Annotated in this window: 15 protein-coding genes; 9 read left to right on the forward strand and 6 right to left on the reverse strand. The window is 72.7% G+C overall.

The features are described 5' to 3' along the window. The first annotated feature begins 46 nt into the window (after nucleotides 1-46). The 5 genes from OM076_RS30845 (at nucleotide 47) to OM076_RS30865 (ending at nucleotide 6,832) form a co-directional block, all read left to right on the forward strand. Nucleotides 47-2,023 (forward strand): DUF2142 domain-containing protein, encoded by a 1,977-nt coding sequence (locus OM076_RS30845; RefSeq protein ID WP_270043978.1) that lies wholly within the window; start codon nucleotides 47-49, stop codon nucleotides 2,021-2,023. Nucleotides 2,024-2,132: 109 nt separating this feature from the next. Beyond that, nucleotides 2,133-3,329: a glycosyltransferase family 2 protein gene (locus OM076_RS30850; protein WP_270043979.1), complete on the forward strand. Its 1,197-nt coding sequence runs from the start codon at nucleotides 2,133-2,135 to the stop codon at nucleotides 3,327-3,329. A gap of 20 nt (nucleotides 3,330-3,349) precedes the next feature. After that, nucleotides 3,350-4,225, forward strand: coding sequence for a glycosyltransferase family 2 protein (locus OM076_RS30855; RefSeq protein WP_270044045.1), 876 nt, complete (start codon nucleotides 3,350-3,352; stop codon nucleotides 4,223-4,225). A gap of 145 nt (nucleotides 4,226-4,370) precedes the next feature. Further along, nucleotides 4,371-4,982 carry a methyltransferase domain-containing protein gene (locus OM076_RS30860; RefSeq protein ID WP_270043980.1) on the forward strand — a complete coding sequence of 204 codons (612 nt, stop codon included), beginning with the start codon at nucleotides 4,371-4,373 and terminating at the stop codon, nucleotides 4,980-4,982. Continuing rightward, nucleotides 4,979-6,832, forward strand: coding sequence for a polysaccharide deacetylase family protein (locus OM076_RS30865; RefSeq protein ID WP_270043981.1), 1,854 nt, complete (start codon nucleotides 4,979-4,981; stop codon nucleotides 6,830-6,832). Before OM076_RS30860 ends, OM076_RS30865 begins: the two co-directional genes overlap by 4 nt. Here OM076_RS30865 and OM076_RS30870 read toward each other — a convergent pair. The 3 genes from OM076_RS30870 to OM076_RS46395 are packed head-to-tail and all read right to left on the reverse strand — an operon-like array spanning nucleotide 6,813 to nucleotide 9,779. After that, on the reverse strand, nucleotides 6,813-7,661 hold the full coding sequence (locus OM076_RS30870) for an ABC transporter permease (RefSeq protein WP_270043982.1): 849 nt from the start codon (nucleotides 7,659-7,661) through the stop codon (nucleotides 6,813-6,815). The two genes, OM076_RS30865 and OM076_RS30870, sit on opposite strands and share 20 nt — an antisense overlap. Then, nucleotides 7,658-8,902, reverse strand: a complete 1,245-nt coding sequence (locus OM076_RS30875) for an ABC transporter ATP-binding protein (protein ID WP_270043983.1) — start codon at nucleotides 8,900-8,902, stop codon at nucleotides 7,658-7,660. The genes OM076_RS30870 and OM076_RS30875 overlap by 4 nt, the downstream gene beginning before the upstream one ends. A 13-nt stretch (nucleotides 8,903-8,915) precedes the next feature. Further along, complete coding sequence (locus OM076_RS46395) at nucleotides 8,916-9,779, reverse strand: hypothetical protein (RefSeq protein WP_270043984.1); 864 nt, start codon at nucleotides 9,777-9,779, stop codon at nucleotides 8,916-8,918. 22 nt (nucleotides 9,780-9,801) lie between these two features. Between OM076_RS46395 and OM076_RS30885 the strand changes: the two genes are divergently transcribed. Then, a complete protein-coding gene (locus tag OM076_RS30885) occupies nucleotides 9,802-11,028 on the forward strand; it encodes a glycosyltransferase family 4 protein (RefSeq protein WP_270043985.1) in 1,227 nt (408 codons plus the stop codon). Between the two features lie 8 nt (nucleotides 11,029-11,036). On the opposite strand, the gene OM076_RS30890 is transcribed toward OM076_RS30885, so the two are convergent. Then, on the reverse strand, nucleotides 11,037-12,062 hold the full coding sequence (locus OM076_RS30890) for a glycosyltransferase family protein (protein WP_270043986.1): 1,026 nt from the start codon (nucleotides 12,060-12,062) through the stop codon (nucleotides 11,037-11,039). 26 nt (nucleotides 12,063-12,088) lie between these two features. Between OM076_RS30890 and OM076_RS30895 the strand changes: the two genes are divergently transcribed. Genes OM076_RS30895 through OM076_RS30905 form a run of 3 tightly spaced genes read left to right on the forward strand, consistent with a single transcriptional unit; the run spans nucleotide 12,089 to nucleotide 15,310 of the window. Further along, nucleotides 12,089-12,898: a methyltransferase domain-containing protein gene (locus OM076_RS30895; RefSeq protein WP_270043987.1), complete on the forward strand. Its 810-nt coding sequence runs from the start codon at nucleotides 12,089-12,091 to the stop codon at nucleotides 12,896-12,898. Next, nucleotides 12,895-14,121 carry a glycosyltransferase family 4 protein gene (locus OM076_RS30900; RefSeq protein ID WP_270043988.1) on the forward strand — a complete coding sequence of 409 codons (1,227 nt, stop codon included), beginning with the start codon at nucleotides 12,895-12,897 and terminating at the stop codon, nucleotides 14,119-14,121. The genes OM076_RS30895 and OM076_RS30900 overlap by 4 nt, the downstream gene beginning before the upstream one ends. Nucleotides 14,122-14,158: 37 nt before the next feature. After that, nucleotides 14,159-15,310 carry a rhamnosyltransferase WsaF family glycosyltransferase gene (locus OM076_RS30905; protein WP_270043989.1) on the forward strand — a complete coding sequence of 384 codons (1,152 nt, stop codon included), beginning with the start codon at nucleotides 14,159-14,161 and terminating at the stop codon, nucleotides 15,308-15,310. Here the strand turns inward: OM076_RS30905 and OM076_RS30910 are convergent, their stop codons facing one another. After that, nucleotides 15,311-16,354, reverse strand: a complete 1,044-nt coding sequence (locus tag OM076_RS30910) for an N-acetylneuraminate synthase family protein (RefSeq protein ID WP_270043990.1) — start codon at nucleotides 16,352-16,354, stop codon at nucleotides 15,311-15,313. It lies immediately after the preceding gene. Further along, nucleotides 16,354-18,756 carry a YfhO family protein gene (locus OM076_RS30915; protein ID WP_270043991.1) on the reverse strand — a complete coding sequence of 801 codons (2,403 nt, stop codon included), beginning with the start codon at nucleotides 18,754-18,756 and terminating at the stop codon, nucleotides 16,354-16,356. Before OM076_RS30915 ends, OM076_RS30910 begins: the two co-directional genes overlap by 1 nt. Nucleotides 18,757-18,843: the final 87 nt, after the last annotated feature.

Here is an 18,843-nt window from a genome sequence, read left to right on the forward strand (position 1 = left end):
CCCTTGTTGTTGCGCCTGCATGGATGTGAACCGAACCCGGAGGCGAGTGCGCGCCCCGAAGCTCGTCATCGTCGTCGGGCTCGCGGTCATCGGCGTGGCCGTGGTCCTCGCCGGCTTGCGATCCGAGCGCCACCTGCAGGGAACCAACCACCTGCGCACGCTCGTGCAGGCGGTGCCGATCGCGCCCGGCCAGACCGCCTGTCAGGCGGGTGAGACGGTCCCGGCCGGGACCGGAGGCGTGCGCGTGCAGGCGCTCGCCGAGAGCCCGGCGTTCTCGGTCAGCGTCGACGGCGCCCTGCGCGGCAGCCACGCCGCGGGCTGGGCGCAAGGCGACGTGGTCGTCGACCTCCCCGAGACCACGGCGACGCGTCGCAACGTCACGGTCTGCGTCACCAACGCCGGCCCCGGCGCCCTGGCGCTGGGTGGCGAGGCCTTCGCTGCGCCCGACGCGGCGCAGATCGACGGCACGCCGCAGATCGGCCGTGCACGGCTGGACTACGTGCAGGCGCGCGCCGAGTCCTGGTGGCAGCTGGCGCCCGACGTCGCGAAGCGCATCGCCGGCGCTCGCGCCGGGCTGCCGGGCGGCGGGACGCCCTACGTCTGGGTGCTGCTCGCGTTGGGGGCGATCGCCCTCGCCACCCGCTGGTGGCGGCTGCGGCCGGCGGGCGCGGTCGCGCTCGTCGCGACGCTGAACGCGTTGGCGTGGGGAATGATCGTCCCGCCGTTCCAGGTGCCCGACGAGCCGTCGCACTTCTACTACGCCCAGTACCTGGGGGAGACCGGCAAGCTGCCGGCGCCGGGACCGGCGGCCGACGTCTACTCGGGCGACATCGAGCAGGCGCTCGCCGCGACGAGCTTCGCGTACGTGGCCGGCCAACCGCTGGGCCGGCCGAACTGGGACGTCGACATCGCCGCGCCCGATCGTGACCGGACCGGGGCGGGCAACGCCGCCACCGCCTCGACCAACCCGCCGCTGTACTACGTCGCGCAGGCCGCGGTCTACCGCGCGTCCCGCGGCCTGGGCGTCTTCGACCGGCTGGTCCTGATGCAGCTGCTGTCGGCACTGCTGGCCGGGTTGACCGTGCTCTGCGTGTTCGTCTTCCTGCGCGAGCTGTTGCCCGGCTCGCCGCTGGCCTGGGCAGCCGGTGCGCTGCTCGTGGCGCTGATGCCGATGTTCGGCTTCCTGTCGGCCGGGGTGAACAACGACGGCGGCCTCTATCTGGCGTCGGCCGCGCTCTTCCTGCTGCTGGCGCGGGTGCTGCGGCGCGGGCTCACGTCGGGCCGTGCGGCAGCGTGCGGCGCCGTGCTGGGCACCGGGGTGCTCGTCAAGACGCAGATGCTCGCGTTCGCGCCGGCGGTCGCGCTGGCGCTGGCGCTCGCCGCCGGGCCGAAAGCCCGCGCGTTCGCGGCAGCCGGCGCGGCGGCCGCGCTGCCGCTCGCGTTGTACGGCGTGCTCGGGGCGACCGTCTGGCGGCGGCCGGTGCTCGATCGCGTCGACGTGCTCCAGGCCACCTCGCCGCGCTCCGGCACGCTGCCGGATCAGCTCAGCTACCTCTGGCAGGAGTACCTCCCGAAGCTGCCGCTGATGAGCGATCTCGTGCCGGGGGTGCAGCCGTGGAGCCTGTGGTTCAAGGGCCTCGTGGGGCGCTTCGGGTGGCTCGACTACGGCTTCCCGGGCTGGGCGTACGCCGTCGCGCTCGTGATCGTCGCGGCGACCGCCGCCGCGGCCGCCCGCTTCGGGTGGCGGGCACGGCGCGGCCGTGGGCGCGAGCTTGCAGTGTTCGCGCTCGCCGCGGCTGGGCTGATGCTCGCGGTCGCGACGGTCTCCTACCACGCCGCGCCGCCCTTCGATCAGGGCCGCTATCTGCTCCCGCTCCTGCCGCTGTTCGCGCTGGTCCCGGCACTGGCGGTGCGAGGCGCGGGGCCGCGTCGCGGGCCGGTCGTGGCGGCGTCGCTGGTGATCGCCGTGGTGGGGTTCTCGGTCTTCGCCCAGCTGTTGACGATCGCTCGGTACTACGGCTGAAAGCGGGCGCCGCCGACCGGTTGGCTACTCTGGCTTCCGACTTTCTGCGCGACTTAATGGTTCCGGTCGCGTTGGCCGATGTACAGGACATCCCAGTCCTGGTCTTGCCATGAGCACACTCCAGCCCTCCCCTCCTTCGCTCGACCGCCTTGACGACTCCGATGAGCCGGAGCTCATCGTCTCGGTCGTGATCCCTTGCCTCAATGAAGAGGCGAACATCGAGCGCTGCGTCACCACCGCCCTCGCCGTCCTGTCCGAGCACGGCATCCCCGGCGAGGTCGTGGTCGCGGACAATGCTTCCGAGGACCGCAGCGCCGCGCTCGCCGCCGCCGCCGGCGCCCGCGTCATCCACGAGCCGCGCCGCGGCTACGGCAGCGCGTACCTGGCCGGCTTCGCCGCCGCGCGCGGCCGCTACATCGTGATGGGCGACGCCGACCTCACGTACGACTTCCGCGAGATCCCGCGCTTCGTGGCGCACCTCGACGAGGGCGCCGAGCTCGTGATGGGCGACCGGATGGACCAGATCCACCCGGGCGCGATGCCGTGGCTGCACCGCTACGTCGGCAACCCGGTCCTGACGGGGATTCTCAACGTCTTCTTCCGCACGGGCGTCAGCGACGCGCACTGCGGCATGCGCGCGCTGCGGCGCGACGTGCTGCCGCGCCTGGACCTGCGCACGACCGGCATGGAGTTCGCGTCGGAGATGGTGATCCGGGCTTCCAAGGAGAAGCTCAAGATCTCCGAGTTCCCGATCGAGTACCACCCGCGCGGCGGCGAGAGCAAGCTCTCGAGCTTCCGCGACGGCTGGCGCCACCTGCGCTTCCTGCTCGTGCACAGCCCGACGTACCTGTTCATGCTGCCCGGCGCGATCATGCTGCTCCTGGGCGCGCTGATCTCCGCCGTCGCGCTGCTGCAGATCAACGTCTTCGGCCGCGAGTGGGACCTGCACACGATGGTCGCGGGCTCGCTGCTGATGATCGTCGGCGTCCAGATCGTCGCGCTCGGCCTGTGTGCCCACGCCTACGGCACGTACTTCATGAACGAGAAGGACCCGTGGTTCGATCGCATGCGGGCCCGGTTCCGGCTCGAGCACGGGCTCATCCTCGGCGGCTTGACGACGTTCGTCGGCTTCGTCGTCGCGGCGGCGATCGTGATCGTGTGGATCCAGCGCGGCTTCGGCCAGCTGTCGGAGGAGCGCCTGGCGGTGCTCGCGGCGGCCCTGGTCATCACCGGCCTGCAGATCTTCTTCACCTCGTTCCTGCTGTCGATCCTCGGCCTCCGACGCCGCCTCCCGGGCGAGCACTGAGTCCTTCGGTCAGCGTCGCGATCCCCGTCCGCAACGGGGGCGCGCTGCTGGGAGAGGTGCTGGCCGCGGTTCGCGGCCAGACGGTGCAGGCGGAGCTCGTCGTCACCGACACAGGGTCGACCGACGGGTCGGCCGAGCTGGCGCGGTCGTTCGGCGCCACGGTGATCGGCGTCGAGCGCTTCTCGCACAGCGGCACCCGCAACCTGCTGATGGAGCGCACGTCGGGGGCGCACGTGGCGTTCCTGACCCAGGACGCGCTGCCGGCGTCGGAGACGTGGCTGGAGACGCTCCTAAGCGGCTTCGCGCTGGCCGAGGACGTCGCGCTCGTCTACGGGCCCTCGCGCGCCGTGCCGGGCGCGCCGCGCCCGATCGCGCGCGAGCTGGACGAGTGGTTCGGCAGCGAGCCGCGCATCGACCGCAACCGCGAGCCCACCGGCCCCGGCCTCGAGACCTTCTTCACGTCCGCCAACGCGGCGGTCGCACGCGCCGCGTGGGCGGAGGTGCCGTTCCCCGACGTGCCCTACGCGGAGGACCAGGCGCTGGCCCGCGCGATGCTCTCCGCCGGCTACGCGAAGGTCTACACGCCGGACGCGGCCGTGATCCACTCGCATGACTACGCGGCGCTCGCGCAGTTCCGGCGGACGTTCGACGAGTGGCGCGCGCTGCACGAGGTCCACGGGTGGGTGCAGCCGCTGCAGCCCGTCAACACGCTGCTCAAGCTCCAGAGCGAGGTCCGCAAGGACCTGCGAGGCCTCGCGCCGCGCGATCGTGTCCGCGAGGCGCCCCGCTCGATCCGCCACTGGACCGTCCGCGCCGCAGGCTCGATCGCCGGCTCGCGCGCCGAAAAGCTCCCGCCCCGCGTGCGCGAGTGGTGCTCGCTGGAGCGTCGCGTCTGAAGCCTTCCCGCCGCTGCCGCTTCGATAGGGTCGCGGCGTGAGCCGCCCGGTCACCAGGAAAGCGCAAGCGGCGCTCCGCCACGCCCGTCGATCCGTCGTCGCACGCGCCAGCCGTTCGCCCATCACGCTTCCGGGGGCCGAGCCCGTGAGCCGCGAGTTCGGGTCCGACCGCGGCCGGCCGATCGACCGGTTCTACATCGAGCGGTTCCTCGACCGCCATCGCGACGACGTCCGGGGCCGCGTCCTCGAAGTCGCCGAGGCGACCTACACCGGCTGGTACGGCGACGACGCCGTGACGGCTTCCGATGTCCTCTACGCCGCCGCGGGTGAGCCCGGCGCGACGGTCGTCGGCGATCTCACGACGGGTGAAGGCATCCCTCCCGGCGCCTACGACTGCTTCATCTGCACGCAGACGCTGCAGTTCATCTACGACGTCAAAGCGGCGATCGCCGGCACGCGGAACCTGCTCGCTCCAGGCGGCGTCCTGCTCTGCACGGTGCCCGCGCTGAGCCAGACGAGCCGGCTCGACCGCGAGCGTTGGGGCGATTGGTGGCGATTCACGTCGGGGAGCGTCCAGCGGCTGCTCGCGGACGTCTACGGCGCCGAGAACGTCACGGTCGCCGCGCACGGCAACGCCTACGTCGCGGCGTCCTTCCTGTACGGGCTGGCGGCTGAGGAGCTCGATCCGGCAATGCGCGAACGCGACGACGACGAGTACGAGGTCGTCATCACCGCGCGGGCGGTGCGCGCGTCGTGACGCGGAGCTCGCCCGAGATCGAGGTGTGGGTGTCCGCGGCGCCCGGCGCCCGCCTGGACGCGACCCTGGCGGCGCTCGTGGCCGCGGGTGCTGAGCCGCGGGTCTCGCTCGTCCCGCCCGGCGAGGGCCTGGCGGCCGCACGCAACGCGGCCCTCGCGAGCTGTGCGGCGCCGGTGCTCGCCCTCATCGACGGCGACGTCGAGGTCGCGCCGGGCTGGCTCGAGGCCCTGCGGGACGTATGGTCCGGCGACGCCGGCGAGGCGCTCGGCTGCGTCGCCGGCCCGCTCCGAACCGCGTTCGCGGGACCCCGCCCCGCCTGGCTCGGCGACGCGCTGCTGCCGGTGTTCGGCGCCGAAACCGCCGGCGATATCCCCGCAGAGCGGACGTTCGCCGCGGGCAACCTCTCCTTCCGGGCGGAGGCGCTGCGCGGCGTCGGCGGCTTCTGGCCCGCCCGTGGCGTGCCCGGGCTGCGCGACCGCTTCAACGAGGAGCACCGCGCCCAGCACGAGCTGGCTGAGGCGGGCTGGCAGTCGGCGTGGGCACCACGGGCCGAGGCCGTGCGGCGGATCGATCCGGATGATGTGCGCGTCCGCGACATCCTGCGGCTGCGCGCACACACCGGGGCGCGAGCCGGCGCCACGCGAACGGCCACGCGCCCCGGCACGACGCTGCGGTCGGCGGTCAAAGCCGTCGCGGGCACGACGGTGGCGGTCGCGCACCGGGACGCAGCCCTGTCCGTCGAGCGCGCCGCGCGGGCCGCCGAGTACGCCGGGGAGCTCGTCGCCCCGGTGCTCGCCGACCGCAGCCTGGGGCCCGCGACGGCGCGGACCCCGTTCCTGCACTCGGTCCCGCCGAGCCCTCCGGGCCCGCTTCGCACGGCGCTGCCGCGATCCATCGGTGCCGTGCGGCAGCTGCGAGGTGGCGCGCCGCTGGTGCTCCTCTATCACCGCGTCGTGACGGGCGGCTCCGATCCGATCGGTCTCAAGGTGTCGTCCCAGCACTTCGCCGAGCAGCTCGAGGTGTTGTGCGCTCGCCGTACCCCGGTCTCGCTCGAGGAGATCGTCGCCGGCGAGGCGCCGCGGTCCGCCGTCGCGGTATCCGTCGACGACGGGTACATCGACGCGTATACGGCGATCATGCCCGCGCTCGAGGCCGCCGGGGTTCCGGCCACGATCTTCATCAGCTCGGGCCACGTGGCGGCAGGCAAGGCCTTCTGGTGGGACTCGGTCGAGCGGCTGCTGCGCAGCGCCCCCGCTGACGCGGGGCCGTTGCGCGTGCCGATCGGCGGCCAGTTCCGCACCTGGCCCGCTCGCACTCGAGCAGAGCGGGATTTCGCGTTCCTGCGCCTGGTCGCTGCGCTTCGCGCCCAACCGCCCGAGGCCATCGACGACGCGCTGGGCGGGATCGCGCGGTGGGCGGGCGTGGACGACCCGTTCGCGCCTGACCCCGCGGACCGGCCCATGACCGTCGACGAGCTGCGGCGGCTCGCCGCGTCACCCGTCGTCACGATCGGCTCCCACGGCGTGGGCCACGCCTGTCTCGCCGAGCTGTCGCCGGAACAACGGGCCGGTGAGTTCGTCCGGTCCAAGGAGGACCTGCACGCCTGGCTCGGAGACGCGCCCGCGGGCTTCGCGTATCCCTACGGCGTGCCGGGTGTCGACGTCGACGCGGCGACCTTGAAGGCCGCAAGCGACGCGGGCTACGCCTACGGCGTGGTCAACGCCCCGGGATCGGTGTCCCGGCGGACGGATCCGATGGGCGTCCCGCGCGTGGCCGTGGCCGACACCGGCGCGGACGCCTTCGACGCCTGGCTCAGCAGCCCGGCGACCGCTAGAGCTGTTCCGCGATGAGCGGCGCGCGCTTGCTGAAGACGCGATAGCCGAGGGCGATCGCGCCCACCCAGATCGCGATCGTGCCGATGATCCACACGCCGGCGACCGCCACGGCGCTCGGATGGCTCGGCGCGATCAGCGCGTGACGCATCTGTTGCACCACCGCCGCGAACGGGTTGAGCATCATCAGCTTCGCGGCCAGTTCGCTGCGGTCGGCCACGACGTCGATCGGGTAGAAGATCGGCGAGGCGTAGAAGAGGATCTGCAGGCAGACCTCCCAGATCGGCCGGATGTCGCGGTAGCGCACGAAGAGCGCGCTGAAGAGCATCCCCAGGCCGAACGTGAAGGCGGCGAGCGCGACGATGAGGAACGGCACCTCGAGCCACGACAGCCGCACCCTGCCGCCCGAGGCCAGCAGGAAGACGATCACCGCGACGAGGTTGAGCGCGACGTTCATCAGCGCGGTCAGGATCGCCGAGAGCGGCACCGCGAGCCGCGGGAAGTCGACCTTGCGAATCAGCGCTTCGCGATCGACCAGGGAGCTCAGCGACCCACCGGTCGCCTCGCCGAAGAACGTGAACAGGACGACGCCCATCAGCAGCGCGACGGGGTAGAACTCGACGTCGCCGCCGAGCCGCACGACCTCCGTGAAGACGACGTAGAGGACGCCGAACAGCATCAGCGGGCGGACCAACTGCCAGAGGTAGCCGAGCGCGGAGCCGAAGAAGCGCAGCTTGAAGTCGCTGACCGCCATCGTCCGCGCCAGATGCCACAGGCGGCGCGGGTCAGTGCCGAGGGCCGACGGGCCCTTGATGGGCGGCCCGAGCAGGCTGGCGTCGACGCTCATGACGGAACCCCCTCACGCGTTCCAGGCGCGATCACGACGTCGTACGGGAGGTCGACCACGGCATCGGTGCGGGCGAGCCCGGAGACCAGCAGCGAGAGCATGCGCTCGCGCCGGTCGATCCACGCGATCCCGCCGCCCTGCCGGGCCACCGCCGGCGTCGCCTGATAGCGGCCGGGGGTGAGGAGGTTCGTGAAGGTGACGCGGTACTCCGCCTCACGGCCGGCGGCGAACCGGCCCGACGCGGGATTCGACCACAGGTTCGAGGCGGCGAGCACCGTCTCCTTGCGGTCGTTCTGCAGGACGATGCCGAAGAGCGGGTCGTCGGTGTCGCGGTGGAAGCGCACGCGGGCGACGAACGTCGTGCGGCCGCCCGAGGGCACCGTGCCGGTCCGCTCCCCCGCCTCGTCCTCGAACCACGCGTCGGTGATCTCCGCCGTGCCGTCGCCGATGCGCTCGGTGGACCCCAACTGCTCTTTCGCCGCGTCGTTGCGGGCCGCCTCGGAGAAGTTGAGCTCCAGGTAGCGCGTGCCGACGTCGTCGGGGTCGCCCTCGGCGACGAGGCCGCCGCGCTCGAGCAGCATCGCGCGATCGCAGAACCGGTGCACGGCGCCCATGTCGTGCGTGACGAGCAGGATCGTCTTGCCGGCTTCGCGGATGCGGACGAACTCGTCGAAGCACTTCTGCTGGAACGCGGCGTCGCCCACGGCGAGCACCTCGTCGATCAGCAGGATGTCGGCGTCGACCTGGATCATCACCGCGAACGCCAGGCGGACGAGCATCCCGGACGAGTAGTTCTTGAGCTTGAGGTCGACGAACTGGCCGAGCTCGGCGAAGTCGACGACGGTGTCCACGCGCCGGCGCGCCTCGCGCGGGCTGAGGCCGAGCATCGTCGCGTTGATGATCACGTTGTCGCGTGCCGGCAGGTCCATGCTGAACCCGACGCCGAGCTCGATGAACGCCGACAGCCGCCCGTCGAGATAGATGTTGCCGCGGTCGGCCTTGTAGATCCCCGCGAGGCACTTCAGCAGCGTCGACTTGCCCGAGCCGTTGCGCCCGACGATGCCGAAGAACTCGCCGCGCTGCACGTCCACGGAGACGTCGCGCAGGGCGTGCAGGGTGTCCGTGCGGGTGCGTCGAAGCGGGTGCAGCGCGCGCTCTTTGAGCGTCTGTACGCGCTCCTGCGGCAGCTCGAACGTCTTCGACACCCCGCGAACGGCGACGGCTGGGATGGCGGCGTTCACTGCACTGAGGGTATTAGCGCCCGAACACGCGCAGGTCGTGCAGCAGATCGCCGACGATCCGCGGCCATACCAGCGATGCCCGGTGTTGCTCGGCCTTCATGCGCCCGCGGATGCGCACTCGCTCGTACGCGTCGGGGTGCAACTTGGCCTGCATGAGGATCGTGAGCAACGAATCGCGCGAGTCGAGCTCGAGGAAGTCGATCCCCGACTCGAGCCCGCAGCTGGGGTGCAGGTGCTCGGTCAGCAGCAGCTGTCCGGCCGCGAGATGCACGAGGACCTGGGCAGGGAAGCCGTGACCGGGTTCGGCGGTCAGCGCGATCCCGATGTCGGCGTTGCGCAACTCCCGGGCGAGCGCATCGCCGGTGAGCCCGTGCGTGAAGTGCACGACCTCGTGATCGTGCTTGGCGGGGATGAGCAACCATTCACGGTGCTCGGTCGACCGGCCGACGAAGAGGGTCTTGGGCGGCCGGCGCGAGGGTGTGACGTCGCTGAAGAGCCGATCGTCGACCGGCAGCGGGCGAGAGCGCCAGACACCGGTCGCGCCCGGCAGGCCGAGCACCCGGTCGAACCCGGCGAACGCGTCCGGGCTCGCCGGAGCGCCCACGGCGAGTGTCGCGGCGCGCACGCCCTCCAGCGCCGACGGAGCGAGCAGGCCGGGCTCCAGCGCGATCACGACGTGCGGGGCGAAATCGGCGAGCGCCGCGCGCGGATCGCCTCCCGGACGCACCTCGACGAAGCGCGGCTGCAGTCCGTTGGCGGGTGCGTGCAGCGCGTGCGCTCCGGCTCCGGAGGCGCTGCCCAGGAACGCGACGCGCACCGGCGCGCCCAGCGGCGGCGACGGGTACGGGGAGAGGTCGCGGACCAGCGCCGGCGGCACCGAGGCTACGATAGCCCGCCTCGTGCGCGTCGCCTTCCTGACCCAGGACCTGCAGCTCTCGGGGGGCGTCGGCGTGATCGTGGCCCACGCCGTCCAGCTCGCCCGCCACGGGTTCGAGGTCGATCTCGTCCTCACCCGCAGCTCGCAACGGCCCGACTGGTCGCACCACGGGCTGGCCGACGTCAACGTGCTGTCGGTCGACGAGGCCCGCAAGCGCCGCTATGACGTCGCCCTCGCGACCTGGTGGGAGACGACCGAGCAGCTGCTCGAGCTCGATGCGGCGCGGCACGCCTGCTTCGTGCAATCGCTCGAGGACCGCTTCTATGACCGCGAGTCCCCCTGGCGCGTCGCGGCCGGCCTCGCTCTCGACCTCCCGGTCCGCTTCGTCACCGAAGCCCGCTGGATCGCCGACACGCTCGAAGCGCTCAACCCGGGCGAGAAGGTGTTCTACGTCCGCAACGGGATCGCGAAGGACCTGTTCCCGCCGCTGGACGCCGTGCCGATCGTCCGCGGGCCGCTGCGGATCCTGATCGAAGGCAGCGCCCGCGTCTCGTACAAGGGCGTTGGGGAGGCACTGGCGGCGACCGCCGCGATGACGGGCCCCCGGCAGGTGACGGTCGTCGCGGGCGACGGCTCGGGCGGCGACATCGCGGGCGCCGATCGCGTCGCCGGCCCGCTCACGCAGCGCGAGCTGGCGAGCCTCTACGCCGAGACCGACGTGCTGCTCAAGCTCTCGCGCGTGGAGGGGATGTTCGGGCCGCCGCTGGAAGGCTTTCATCAGGGCGCGACGTGCGTCGTCACGCCCGTCACCGGCTACGACGAGTACGTCGTCCACGGCGAGAACGGGCTGGTCGTCGACTGGGACGACCCCGCGGGTACGGCGCGCGCGCTCGACCTCCTCGCCGCGGATCCCGTGCTGCTGCACCGCTTGCGCTGCGGCGCGCTGGCCACTGCCCGCTCGTGGCCGTCGTGGGAGCAGCAGGGACAGGTGATGGCGGCGGCGCTGCTCGCGCTCCGCCGCGAACCGCCGCCTTCGGCCGCCGTCGTCGCGCGGCGACTGTCGCGTGACCTCGCCGGGGCCCGCTGCGACGGTGAACGGCTCGCCTCGGAGCTGGCCGCCGTGCGAGGCCGGGCGGCCTCCGCGCAGGCGTCACGGGCGTACCGGCTCGCGGTGCGCGGGCGGACGACGGTCGAGAACGTGCTGCGCTACCGGGAGCGACGCCGGAAGCGGCTGCGCGGGGAGATCTGAGCTGGGGTCTACCGGGTGACGGCGTGCGACGCCGCGGTGCGCTCGGTGCCGAACGCCCGCAGGTCCGCGTAGAGATCCGCGATCAGTCGCGGGTAGACGCGCGACGCGCGGAACGCCTCAGCCTTGCGGCGCCCGCGATGGCGGACCCGTTCGTAGGCCCGCGGGTGCGCGACCGCGGTCCGCAGGACCGCGAGGAACTGCTCCGGCGTGGCGAACTCGAGGTAGTCGATGTCGGGCTCCAGCCCGTGCGTCGGGCTCAGCGTCTCCGACACCACCAGTTGGCCTGCGGCGAGGTGCAGGCTGACGCGGTTCTCGAACGACGGATACGGCTCGTTGTGCAGGTTCACGGCGATGTCGTGCTCGGCCATCATCCGCGCGAGCTCGTCGGTGCCGATGCCGAACGCCGCGTGCACGAGCGTCAACTCGGCCTTGGGGCGTACGAGGAAGCGCTCGCGGTACGGCGTGGACCGGCCGACGAGGAGCACCGACGGCTGCGCGGAATACGGGCGGACGGGGGCGTAGAGGCGGTCGGCGACGGGCAGTGGGAGCGAGCGCCACACGCGCATGGTCGGATCGACGGTCCCGACGATCAGCGGGTCGAACGCGATCAGCCGGTCCACGTTGTTCGGATCGAGCTTCGACAGGGCGAAGCCGCGTTGCAGGAGATCGGGATGCGTGCGCCGGGCCGGGCGGCGCGGGATCGGCTCGGTGAGGAAGCCGATGACCGGGACGCGGAGATCGGCGAACACGCCGGGCGCCAGCAGCTCCGGGCGGAACACGACGACGACGTCCGGGGCGAACGCGGCCACCCGCGCCCGCATCGCGTCGGCGTCGGCGCCTTCGCGGAACTCGACGAACACCGTCGCCGGCGATTCGAGCACGCACGCCTCGAAGTACGTCGACTGCCCGACGAACGCGATCCGGATGGGAACCCCGGCCGAGGGCAGCGGGTAGGGGTTCTCGCCACGGCCCAGGATCGAGCCGTCGTAGTGCCCGGCAGGACGGGCGCGAAGACGCGATGCGACGGCTCTCACGTGCGTAGACAGTACCCTGCGCGGCCATGCCCGAATGGCAGGAACGCATCACCCGCGAAACGCCGCCGGCAATCCGGATCGAGCACGAAGTGCGCTACGGCGCCGTCGCGCCGCTGGCTCGCAGCGCCCCGACGTGGGTCGATCTCGGCTGCGGCGCCGGGATCGCCGCGGCCGGCGCGCTCGCCGGCGAAGGCCCGCCCCGGGCGGTACTCGTCGACGCCAGCGAAGAGGCGCTCGCGCAGGCCGCGCGGGAGATCCCCGCGGGCGAGACGATCGGCGTGCAGGCCGACCTCGCGACCGCCGACGGGCTCGCCGCGGTGCGCACGGCGCTCGGCGATGCACGCGACGGCGTGGCGACGTGCTTCGAGGTCATCGAGCACCTCGAGAGCTTCATCGGCGTGATCGAGTTGCTCGTCGAGCTCGCGACCGAGCGGGACTTCACGGTCGTGCTCAGCGTTCCCAACGACGCGTTCTGGCCGATCGAGTCACCCTGGCACAAGACGATGTGGGGCGAGGGCAGCTTCGAGGAGCTCCGGCGCCTGCTCCCCGCCGAGCACGTCGTGATCCAGCAGGTGCCGCTGCAGGGCTCGGCGCTCATCCCCGAGGGGGCGGAAGCGGCGCTCGCCGGCCCGTTCGTGGGACGCGCCGACGGCGTCCCGTCGCACTTCCTCGCCGCCTTCGGGCCCCGCTGCCGCGAGCTCGGTGCCCGCTCCGGCGTCGCTCAGGCCGACCTCGCCGAGCAGCGCCGGTGGGAGCGCCAGCGGGAGGCGAACCTCGCGATCTACGAGGACCACATCACGTGGGCGGACCGGCAGCTGGCCCAGCGGCAGGGATGAATCCGCCCCTGCGGGTCGCGTTCGTCGTCAACGACCTGCAGCTCTCGGGCGGTGTCAGCGTCGTCGTCGAACACGCACGGCGGCTCGCTCGCCACGGGATCGCCGCGGAGCTCGTGCTCGCCCGCGCGCAGGCGGAGCCCGACTGGGCCTTCCCCGGCCTCGGGGAACTGCCGGTCCACGGCATGGAGGTCGCGCGGCGGGCGGACTACGACCTCGTCGTCGCCACCTGGTGGGAGACGGTCGGGCCGGCGCTGGAGCTGTCGGCCAAACGCCACGCCTACTTCATCCAGTCGCTCGAGGACCGCTTCTACAAGCCCGGCGAGCCGGCCCGGCTCGCCGCCGCGCTGACCCACGACCTGCCGCTGCCCGTGATCACCGAGGCGCGCTGGATCGCCGAGACGCTCGAGGCGCTGCACCCGCAGCGCCGCTGCCTGCTGGTGCGCAACGGGATCGCCAAGGACGTCTTCGCGGGGCCGCGGACGCCGCCGCCGCGCCGCGACGGCCCGCTGCGGATCCTCGTCGAGGGCAGCTCGGCGTGGTTCAAGGGCGTCCCCGAGGCGCTCGCCGCGACGCGCGCGATGCAGCAGCCCCGGCACGTGACGCTCGTCGCACCCAAGGGCGAGACCCCTGAGGGCGTGGATGTCCGCGTCGGTCCTCTCCCGCAGCGCGATCTGGCCACGCTCTACGCCCAGACCGACGTCGTGCTCAAGCTCTCTCGTGTCGAGGGGATGTTCGGGCCGCCGCTGGAGGCCTTCCACTTGGGCGCGACCTGCGTCGTCTCGGCGGTGACCGGTCACGAGGAGTACGTCGAGCACGGCGAGAACGGTCTCGTGGTCGAGTGGGACGACGACCGCGGCACGAGCCGCGCGCTCGACCTGCTGGCGCGCGACCGCATGCTGCTGCACCGGCTGCGCTGGGGCGCGCTGGCGACGGCGCGCGGCTGGCCGTCGTGGGACCAGCAGGCGACGGTGATGGCCGCCGCGCTGCGCGAGGTCGCTCGCCGGCCGCCGCTGGCGGCGAACGGGTTCGACGCGCGGATGATCGCCGAGGTCCGCGGCGGGATCGAGGCCCACGCGCTCGTCGTCGCCGAGCGCGATCGCCTGCTCTGGCGTCTGCGCCCCGTCGACGCCGTGCAGCGCGCGCTGGAGACCCCGGCGCTGGCCTGGGCCGGCCGGCCGATGAAGCGCGCGTGGAGCGGCGCCCGCAGGCGGGCGGGGAGATGACCGCGCGGGGCGGTTGCGGCCTTCGGGCGGTGCCGCAGTGAGCCGGCTCAAGCAGCTCGCCGAGCACCCCGTGACCCAGCGGGCGTTCCGCAGCCCCTTCGTGCGGCGGCTCACCACCCAGCTCGTCGCGGCGCAACGCGCGCCCGAGGATCTCGTCACGCCGTATCGCTCCTGGGCGGAGCTCGATGCCCACGGGCCCGTCCCGCTCGTCGCGCGCGAGCACGGTGACGCCCTCGACATCGCCTTCGTCGTGCCCGGGTTCCGCCGCGGCAGCGGCGGGCATACGACGATCTCGAACCTGGTGCGCGGGCTCGAGGCCCGCGGGCACATGTGCTCGATCTGGATCGACGACCCGCTCGGGCACTCCGGCGGCGCGGCCAACTTCCGCGCGTTCTTCGGCCCGTTCGCCGCCACCGTCCACGACGACCTCCGCGGCTGGCGCGGGGCCGGCGTGGCGGTCGCGACCGGCTGGCAGACCGTCGCGACCGTGCTGCGGCTCGAGCGCTGCGGCGCCCGCGCCCATCTCGTCCAGGACGACGAGCCCGAGTTCTATCCGGCCTCCGCGGAGCGCCTCTGGGCCGAGCGGGCCTTCCAGCTCCCCACGATCACCGCCGGGACCTGGCTCGCGGAGCGCATGCGCGCCAAGGGCCTGGCGGCGACGCCGTTCGACCTCGGGATCGACCACGCCACCTACCACCCGCAGCCGGGCGTCACGCGCGTTCCGAACCGTGTGCTCTTCTACGCCCGCGCCGCCACGCCGCGCCGCGCTGTCCCGCTCGGGCTGCTCGCACTCGAGGCGCTGCAGGCGCGCCGGAGCGTCGAGATCGTGCTGTTCGGCGACGCCGCGCCGCTCGCCGCGCCGTTCGCGTTCACCAACCTCGGCATCCTCGATCCGCCGGCCGTCGCGCGGGCCTACAACGAGGCCGGGGCGGGCCTCGTCCTCAGCCTCACCAACCACTCGCTGGTCGCCCAGGAGATGGTCGCCTGCGGCCTTCCCGCCGTCGAGCTGCGGACCCCGAGCACCGAGGCCGCGTTCGCCGGCGCGCCGATCGCGCTCGCCGACCCGACGCCACAGGCCATCGCCGACGCCCTCGAACGCCAGCTCGACGCCCCGGCCGCCACGGGCGACTGGGCGGCGACCCGGACCTGGGCCGCCGCGGCCGCCGCGGTCGAGTCGGCGCTGCGCTGATCAGCCGGCCGGCGCCGGCTCGATGTCGTCCTCGTGCAGCAGCGTTCCGGCCTCCACCGCGCGCCGGACGCGCGCGCCGACGACGCGTCCACGCTCCGTCGCGGGGATGCCGGAGCCTGGCTTGCGCGACGCGAGGTCCCGGTCGGTGAGCGTCTCGCCGGCGGCGAGCGCGCGGGTGGTGACGAGGCTGCGCGTGAACAGCCGCCGCATCGGCGCGAGCTCGGCCGCGGCGCGATCTTTGTCCACTGGGTGCTCCAGCGCCGACGAGATGAGCCGCACCCCGGCACAGAGCTGACCCAGCTCGTCGGGAACGATCGAGGCGGGGACGTCCGGGCCGAACATCGCGCGGCTGAGGGTCACGTGCACCTCGATGACGCGTGCTCCGAGTGCGACGGCGGCCAGCGAAGGGAAGATCGTCCCGGAGTGGTCTGAAAGGCCCGCGGCGCAGTCATAGCGCCGGCCAATCTCCTCGACGACGTTCAGGCCGACCTCCTCCGGTGCCACCGGGTAGGAGGAGGTGCACTGCAGGACGGCGAGCGGACCCGCACCCGCGTCCCGGAGCTGCTCAACCGCCCGGTCGAGCTCGGCCCACGGGCTCATCCCGCTCGACAGCAGCACCGGACCGCCGGCTGCCGCCATGGCCGCCAACAGCTCGGCGTTGGGGACCTCACCGGACGCGACCTTCCAACCGGCGACACCGACGCGGCGCAGCAACTCGACGGCTTCCAGCGAGAACGGCGAGCTCAGGAACGCGAGGCCCGCCTCGACCGCGTGATCGCGCAGTCCGCGCCACTGCTCCTCGGTGAACTCCATGCGCTTCCAGTACTCGAACCGCGACGCGTCCTGCGGCGAGAACGGGATCCGCCAGGGCTCGGACGGGTGGCTCTCCGCCTCGGCGATGTGGGTCTGGAACTTGACCGCGTCGGCGCCCGCGGCGGCGATCGCGTCGATGAACGCGTGCGCCGTGCCGAGGCTGCCGTCATGCGCTTGTCCGACCTCGCCGATGACGAGCGGCCGGTCATCCCAGCGCAGCTCGCCGGGCATCAATTCCGCACTCCCGTGTGCCCTCGCATCGCGCGAAAGCCTAGATCATCGCCCTGTGAGCGCCGGCGTACGAGGATCGCCGCGACCAACAGCGCCAACAGCCCCGCGAGCGTGATCCACCCGCCGTAGCGGACCGATGCGGGGTGATACGAGAAGCGCACCTTGTGCGGGCCCGGAGGCAGAGCGATGGCCCGAAACGCCGTGTTCGCCGCGAGGATCGGCACGCGATGGCCGTCCACCTCGGCGCGCCACCCCGGGTAGTAGGTGTCGTTGAGGATGAGGTAGCCGCCGTCGGTCGCGTTCGTGCTCAGCACCACCTCGGTGTCGCTGCTGCTGACGAAGCGCGCGGGGTCGGGCGGCTCGGGGGTGCCGGTCTCGGCGCGGGGGGCGGGCGACCCCTCGATGATCGGCGCGTCCTGCAGCTGGTCGATGCTCGACGCGACCGTCGCGGTCAGCGCGGAATCCATGCCCTGCGCCGGCCGCCACGAATGTGCCACCCAGGCCCTGGGCAGGTAGCGCTGGTTGGCGAAGATCCCCTCGGGGGCGTTCGGCACCGGCTCGAACGCGCCGCTGCGCCGGAGGGGATGGTCAAGGTTCTCGAGCCGGGTGGAATGCACGGTCGAGACGGAGAACACGTCCGGGGCGCGGTCGAGCCACGGGCCGTCGGAGATCCACTCCGTCACCTGGAAGAAGGGGGTGCCGCTGAGCGCGTTCAACAGGCGTGAACGACGCTCGATGAGTGGAAGCGCGTGGACGCGCATGTCGCGGAATTCGAACCGGTTGGCGAGATTGGGAGCGATCGTCTCGTCCGCGGTCGCCCGCTGGCCGGCCGGGAGCCGGTGCAGCCACTGCACCGCTGCCGGGTCGACCTCGACCACGCTGCGCGGCACGGCCGGTTGCAGCCCGCGGCCCATGCCGACGAGGTCCAACCCGGTGAGCAGGAGGCCAAGACAGGCCACCGCGGCGAACGCGACGCGAGCGGACGCGAAGCGGTGCAGCGTCACCGCCCCCGCGACGAAGGCGAGGCCGATCACCGGCCACCGCAAGAGCGCTCCGACCTCGATCGCCTGCGCCTTGGCGACTACGGTCGTCTCCGGAACGGCAAAGGCCGGGAAGCGGCTGAGCGTGGTCCGCCAGATGTGGCCCGCGGGGTGGAAGGCGACGAACAGGACGAGCGGCGCCGCCGCCACGACGGCGCACACCGTGAGTGTCCGGCGCAGCGTCGCGCGCTCCGCCAGAGCGTCGAGACCGTGTGCTGCGAGGATCGCCACCGCCAGTGGGAGGAACACGAGCGTCCGGCGCAATTCCAGGTCGTCGATGCCGGGGACGTGGCGGACCGCCGAGGCCAGCGGGCTTTCGATCGCGATCAGAATCGTCACGACGAACAGCGCCAGGGCGAAGACCTGGTCGCGCGCGGGTCGCCGTACGGCGAGCCCGGCGAGCGCGAGCATCGCCGGGACGACGCCGAAGTACGCCGTTCGCTCATAGAAGTTCGCGGGCTCGGACGGAAGGCCGGCGGCGTCGGGTCGCCCCCACCACTCGGGTGCCACCAGGCTGGTCAGCGACTTCACCGGCAGCGGCGGTCCTCCACGTCCGAGCTCGTAGCCCTGCTGGCCGAGCTCGAGGAGCGGGAGCACCATGACGGCGCCGATCGCGAGTCCGCCGACGCCCGCCGCCAGCAGCAAGGCCGCTCGAACCAACGCTTCCCGCGACGTCAGCTCATGAGCGCGAAGACCCGCGGCGAGGAGGAACACCGCCCACGCCGCCGTGCCGAGCCCGGCGAGCAACGCGGTGCCCGGGTGCCCCCCGAGGAGCATCAGCCCAGCGGTCGCGGCGAGTCCGATCGGTCCCGCGGGGCGACCGCGGACGGTGTGCAGGGTGAAGAGGAACGCCCACGGCAGCAGCGCGAAGATGTTGCTGTGGGGGTGCGCGACCCACGCGATCAGATAGGTCGAGAACCCGAAGACCGTGCCGCCGAGCGCGGCGGCGACGGCCGACCGGCCTAACGCGCGGCACAGCATCGCCATCCCGGCTGCGGCGAGCACGAGCTTCAACGCCGCGATCCAGCCCAGGGACGTCCAGAAGTCGAGGACGAACGCCAGCCACTGCAGCGGGAACAGCGGAGCCGTCTGCTGCGTCGCCAGCATCGGCTGGCCCGCCCCGATCGACTCGCTCCACGTCGGCAGACGCCCGCTTCGGATCGACCGCCGCGCCTGCAGGAGATCAGGCTCGAAGACCTGCACGGCGTCGTATGTGAGCCCGTTGGACGGCCGCAGCAACGACTGGGGACGCGCGTCGCTGAACGGCGGGTCGAACAGCACGCTGTCGCTTCCGGTGAGGACACGCCCGCCCACCAGTGCCGATCCGAAGAGCCCGAGCGCGAGGCATGCGAAAACGGCCAAGGGGAAGAGTGACCGAAGCTTCTCTCGGCTCAACGGCGGCCAGTCTATGTCGCGCCGCTTCGTAGACTGCCGTGGCCGTGAGCTCAC

The organism is Solirubrobacter ginsenosidimutans, assembly GCF_027587205.1.